This window comes from Micromonospora sp. WMMD1120, assembly GCF_029626235.1.
Classification (GTDB): Bacteria; Actinomycetota; Actinomycetes; order Mycobacteriales; family Micromonosporaceae; genus Micromonospora.
Genome location: NZ_JARUBO010000005.1, coordinates 4,682,196 through 4,687,373, shown reverse-complemented (window position 1 = coordinate 4,687,373; position 5,178 = coordinate 4,682,196). Strand labels below are relative to the sequence as shown.

4 protein-coding genes are annotated in these 5,178 nt (G+C 68.3%); all 4 read right to left on the bottom strand.

The genetic code is table 11. The annotated features are described in order from the left end of the window. Positions 1–274: 274 nt before the first annotated feature. A complete protein-coding gene (locus O7634_RS21830; protein ID WP_278151973.1) occupies positions 275–961 on the bottom strand; it encodes an SGNH/GDSL hydrolase family protein in 687 nt (228 codons plus the stop codon). Between the two features lie 52 nt (positions 962–1,013). Then, a complete protein-coding gene (locus tag O7634_RS21825; protein WP_278151972.1) occupies positions 1,014–1,838 on the bottom strand; it encodes a recombinase family protein in 825 nt (274 codons plus the stop codon). Positions 1,839–2,372: 534 nt separating this feature from the next. After that, positions 2,373–2,822 (bottom strand): hypothetical protein, encoded by a 450-nt coding sequence (locus O7634_RS21820; protein WP_278151971.1) that lies wholly within the window; start codon positions 2,820–2,822, stop codon positions 2,373–2,375. Positions 2,823–2,901: 79 nt separating this feature from the next. After that, positions 2,902–5,133, bottom strand: coding sequence for an ATP-dependent RecD-like DNA helicase (locus O7634_RS21815; RefSeq protein ID WP_278151970.1), 2,232 nt, complete (start codon positions 5,131–5,133; stop codon positions 2,902–2,904). Positions 5,134–5,178: the final 45 nt, after the last annotated feature.

Sequence of the window (5,178 nt, the reverse complement as noted above, 5' to 3'; positions counted from 1 at the left end):
GGCATCCCCCGCTCACAAAACGCGTGATTACAGCTACGTCCGGACAGTACGCATCGCGATGGCGCTTCGTCTTACGATCGGTGGGGGTTCAGATTTGCGGACGGGCCACACAGGGCAATCATTGACCTGATCGGCGGCCACTTTCCGTGAATACGGACACAAAGCGAGCGTGACGTTACGGTCACTTTCCGGAAACACAACCCGCGTCACGTAGCGCATTACTGGGCGTGGCTCCGGATTCGTGAAATTGCCACACCAGATGCGGAAAATCGGATCAGATGGTGATGTGCTCGGCGACCCCCTGCGCCCACCGTCGGTAGCCCGATGCCGAGGGGTGGAAGCGGTCCCGGGCGAAGAATTCCGGCGAGGAGATGTCCATCGCGGCGACCCACGTGGCCCGTGGACGCTCGGCGCACACCTGGCGGGACATCGCGTCGAGAGCGTCGGCCCTGGCGGCGAGGTAGCGACCGAGCAGGGTCGGGATCGAGGGGAAGGACCGGAACGGCGGGATCCCCGCAACCAGCACCTGGTTGGCGCGGGTAGCCAGTTCGTCGACGATGGCCGAGAGATCCGCACCCCACTCCTGGGGCGTACGACGCACGAGCACGTCGCTGGCGCCCGCGAGGACCACCGCGACATCCAGGCTCGACCCGAGCCGAGGCAGCAACCGATGACGGATCCGGCGGGCGGTGGCGCCGTGCTGCCCGGCCACCTCCCAGCCGACCGGTCGGTTGGTCCGGGCGACGAGCTCCTGGGCCAGACAACCGGGAAAGCCCTCGTCGTGGGTGTCGACCCCGTAGCCGGCGGCGGTCGACTCACCGAGGACCGCGATGTGTACCGGCGAACGGGAGGCGTCGCCCACGGTGCCGCTCTCCGGGCCGCTGGCCGGCGAGAGCATCTCGATCGACGGCCGCAGGCGCCTGCCCTGGATCGCGATGATCGGCATCAGCAGGGGATTCATCGGCACGTCCCTTCACCTGGACACGCGGGCCGGACAGTCGTTACCGAGCAGATCACAGCGCGAGGGCGGTGCGCAGCACCGCACCGGTTGGCGCGACGGCGATCCTGGCCTGGACCGTGGACCCGGGCGCCAGGTAGGTCAACCGCAGGTGCAGCGCCTGGTAGAGCCCGACCTCGTCGGCTGGATCGGCACGGTGCGGCGACGCTCGCCCGAATCCGTCAGGGAGGTGGCGGAGCGGGCAACTTGCGGCGAGCCACCGACGCAGTGGGCCGAGCAGGCGCTGTTCCCTCAGGTAGACGTTGCGGGGATGGGCGATCCCGTTGGCGTCGGCATAGCGCTCGGGAAACCGACACCGGTAGTACGACTCGCCGCCCTTGCGGGAGCCCTGCATGACGCGGTTGCAGAATCCGCAGCGAAGGATGCCGCGGAACAGGTACGGCCGGCCGCTGGCGGAGTCGTCGACCGACACCACCCGCTTGCTGGCAATGGCCTCCTGGGCACGGGTGAAGAGTTCCTCGTGGATGAGCGGGGGGTACACCTGCCGGTGGTCTTCGTAACCGGTGTAGCGGCTGTTTACCAGGATCGCCCGGACCGTTCCCTTCGGCCAGGCCACCCCACCGAAGTGTGGATTACGCGCCCGGTCGTAGGCGGACGGGCTGAGGATGCCGTCCGCGGTGAGCGATTCGGCGATGAGCTGCAGCCCGCGGCCGCCGACGTACTCTTCGAAGATCCGCCGCACCACCGATGCCGCGACGGCGTCCGGTTCCAGGACCGTCGCCGTCGTACCGCCGGTGAACATCTTTTCGACCTGGCGGTAGCCGTACGGCGGCCGTCTCCTTGTACTCGCCCGCTCGACCCGGACCCCCACGTCGCTCATCCCGCCGTCCTCCTCGTGCAGCAAGTTGCCAATTCCGTAGGCGCGCGGGCTCCAGATTCTGGTGATCGGGAGATCCTGAGAGCCCGTTCCGGGGCATCGGGATATGGCCTCGGAGCAGCGCGCTCACGGGCCTTCGATGCCGCCAGCAGGTAGACAGGTACGCCAAGTATCAGGCCGCGATACGCAGCCCGGCGCACCGAATCAAAGATTCGAAAGTCACGAGGCCCGGCCGTTTTGAGCCGGCTCAGGGCCGGGCCTCGGCGTGGCACACGGAGGGCCATCCCCGGCCCGAATCAAGGTGCTAGACAACAATCCCCCCCCAGGGACCAGTGATCCGATGACGAATTCCCCCGCCAGACACTCGGTTCGCCTCAGCATACCGGCGGGCCACCACCGGCAAAGCTGTCCGATTGTTAACTGTCGATGGCCGTTCCCGACGCAGGGCACCAATCCGCCCAAGATCCCGAATTACCGGGCTTCGTCGCGCGATAGGCCGGTAGCGATGCGGCGAAATGCTTTCCGATCCGGCGCCTGTCACTCGGACCGGCGGCGGACGGCCTCGAGGAGTCGTCGGACCGCGATCACATGGCCACCCGTAGCCACGACGAGCTGCCGGTAGAACTTCCCCGCCAGGCCCGGGAAGTCCGCCCGGCTCTCGGCGAGCAGCCGCGTCCGGCCCGTCGTGACCTGCTCGAGGTGGAAGATCAGAGCGTAGGTCGAGAAGCGGTGCCGCCCGACCAACACCAACTCACGACCCGGGATCGCGGCGGCCACCCGGAACCCGGGCACCGTCGAGCCCTCGGTGAGCGGGCGCGGGCCGGTCGCGGTGGGATCGGTCGCCCCGATCAGGCCGGCGTACCTGGCCATGGGTCCGCGCGAGAACGACCGGTCGACAGTGTCGACCAGCACCGACCACACCTCGTCGACACCGGCCCCGATGACGGTGGCGTGTTCGTCGAGGTACGACAACGAGGCGATCCGCATCTGTGCCTCCGTGGAGTCCGGTCGGTTCCGGGCGCGACCCGGCACCGGCGCGAGAGCGGGTTCCCACACTCATGGCCTGTCACGCCTGGTGTGGGGGGTCGAGTCGGTGGGTGAGAGCGGTGTGCCGGCGCCCGGCGCCGACGGTACGCACGGCGGCGGCCAGTGCCCGCCGGGAGCCGACGAGCACGACCAGTTTCTTCGCCCTCGTGACGGCGGTGTAGAGCAGGTTGCGTTGCAGCATCATCCAGGCGCTGGTCGTGATGGGGATGACCACGGCCGGGTACTCGGAGCCCTGCGAGCGGTGGATCGTCATCGCGTAGGCGTGGGCCAGTTCGTCGAGTTCGTCGAAGTCGTAGTCGATGAGTTCGTCTTCGTCGGTGCGTACGGTCAGGGTCTGCTCGTCGGTGGAGAGGGCCGTGACGACCCCGACGGTGCCGTTGAACACTCCTGCCTGACCTTTGTCGTAGTTGTTGCGGATCTGGGTGACCTTGTCGCCGATGCGGAACACTCTGCCACCGATCCGACGTTCGGGCATGCCCTCCCGCGCCGGGGTGAGCTGCTGCTGCAGCAGCGTGTTCAGCGCGCCGGCCCCGGCCGGGCCGCGGTGCATCGGAGCGAGGACCTGCACGTCACGGCGCGGGTCGAGCCCGAAGCGCTTCGCGATGCGGGTGCACGTGACGTCGACGGTCAACGCGGCGGTCGCCTCGGTGTCGTCGCAGGAAAAGAGGAAGAAGTCGCTCATGCCCCGCAGGATCGGCGGTAGGCCGGCGTTGATCCGGTGGGCATTGCTGACCACCCCGGAGTCGGCGGCCTGGCGGAACACCTGGGTGAGCCGGACCCGGGGAATCGGGTCGGCGGCGAGGAGGTCCCGCAGCACCTCACCGGCGCCGACCGACGGGAGCTGGTCGACGTCACCGACCAGCAGCAGATGCGCCCCGGGCGGGACGGCCTTGACGAGTTTGTTGGCCAGGATCAGGTCGAGCATGGACGCCTCGTCCACCACCAGCAGATCGACGTCCAGGGGGGTGTCCCGGTCGTAGGTGGGCTCACCGCCGGGTTGCAGTTTCAGCAGCCGGTGCACCGTCGCGGCGGGCTGGCCGGTCAGTTCGGCGAGGCGTTTCGCGGCCCGCCCGGTCGGCGCGACGAGCAGCACCTTGGCTTTCTTCACGACGGCGAGTTCGACGACGGAGCGGACGGTGAAGCTCTTACCGCAACCAGGGCCTCCGGTGAGCACGGCGACCTTCGACGTCAGCGCCAACCGGACGGCCTGCTCCTGCTCCGGAGCCAGGGCGGCACCGGTACGTGCCTTCAGCCAGCCCAGCGCCCTGTCCCAGTCGACGCCGGCGAACTGCGACATCCGGTCCGCGCGCGCGCCGAGCAGCCGCAGCACCGAACCGGCCAGGGACTGTTCCGCGCGGTGAAACGGCACCAGATAAATCGCCTCAACCAGTCCTTCCGTGCCGGGTACACGTTCGCGGACGACGCCTTCCTCACCGACAAGCTCGTCGAGACAGCGGATGGTCAGCCCGGCCGGCACGTCGAGGATCTTCACCGCGTCCGCGACCAGCTGCGGGGCGGGGAGGTAGCAGTGGCCATTCTCGGTGGCCTGCGACAGCGTGTACTGCAACCCCGCCTTGACCCGTTGCGGACTGTCGTGCGGGATGCCGACAGCCTGGGCGATCGTGTCAGCGGTCTTGAACCCGATCCCCCACACATCGGCGGCCAGGCGATACGGCTCGTTGCGCACCACGCTGATCGAGACGTCACCGTACTTCTTGTAGATCCGCACCGCGATCGACGTGGACACCCCGACACCCTGCAGGAACACCATCACCTCCTTGATGGCCTTCTGCTCCGCCCAGGCCGCGGTGATCTTCGCAGTACGCTTGGGACCGAGCCCCGGAACCTCCACCAGTCGGCCCGGCTCGTCCTCGATGACCTGCAACGTGTCCAGGCCGAAGTGCTCCACGATCCGCTCGGCGAACACCGGCCCGATGCCCTTGACCAACCCGGAGCCCAGGTAACGGCGGATGCCCTGGATCGTCGCCGGAAGCACTGTGGTGTAGGAGACCACCTCGAACTGCCGGCCGTACTGCGGATGCGACGACCACCAACCCTGCAATCGCAGGCTCTCGCCGGGCTGCGCGCCGAGCAGGGCTCCGACCACCGTCAGCAGATCCGAACCACGGCCGGTCGCGACCCGGGCGACGGTGTACCCGGTCTCCTCGTTGACGTAGGTCAGCCGCTCCAACACCGCCTCGAGAACATGCGGAGACGGGCGGGACGACACCGGCGCGGACACGCCCACCATCGTGCCGCCGACACCATCCCCACGGCAAAATACCGACGATAAGTC

Excerpts from the sequence above, each read along its gene's own strand:
- O7634_RS21830 (WP_278151973.1), bottom strand. The coding sequence starts at position 961 with ATGAATCCCCTGCTGATGCCGATCATCGCGATCCAGGGCAGGCGCCTG.
- O7634_RS21825 (WP_278151972.1), bottom strand. The coding sequence starts at position 1,838 with ATGAGCGACGTGGGGGTCCGGGTCGAGCGGGCGAGTACAAGGAGACGG.
- O7634_RS21820 (WP_278151971.1), bottom strand. The coding sequence starts at position 2,822 with ATGCGGATCGCCTCGTTGTCGTACCTCGACGAACACGCCACCGTCATC.
- O7634_RS21815 (WP_278151970.1), bottom strand. The coding sequence starts at position 5,133 with ATGGTGGGCGTGTCCGCGCCGGTGTCGTCCCGCCCGTCTCCGCATGTT.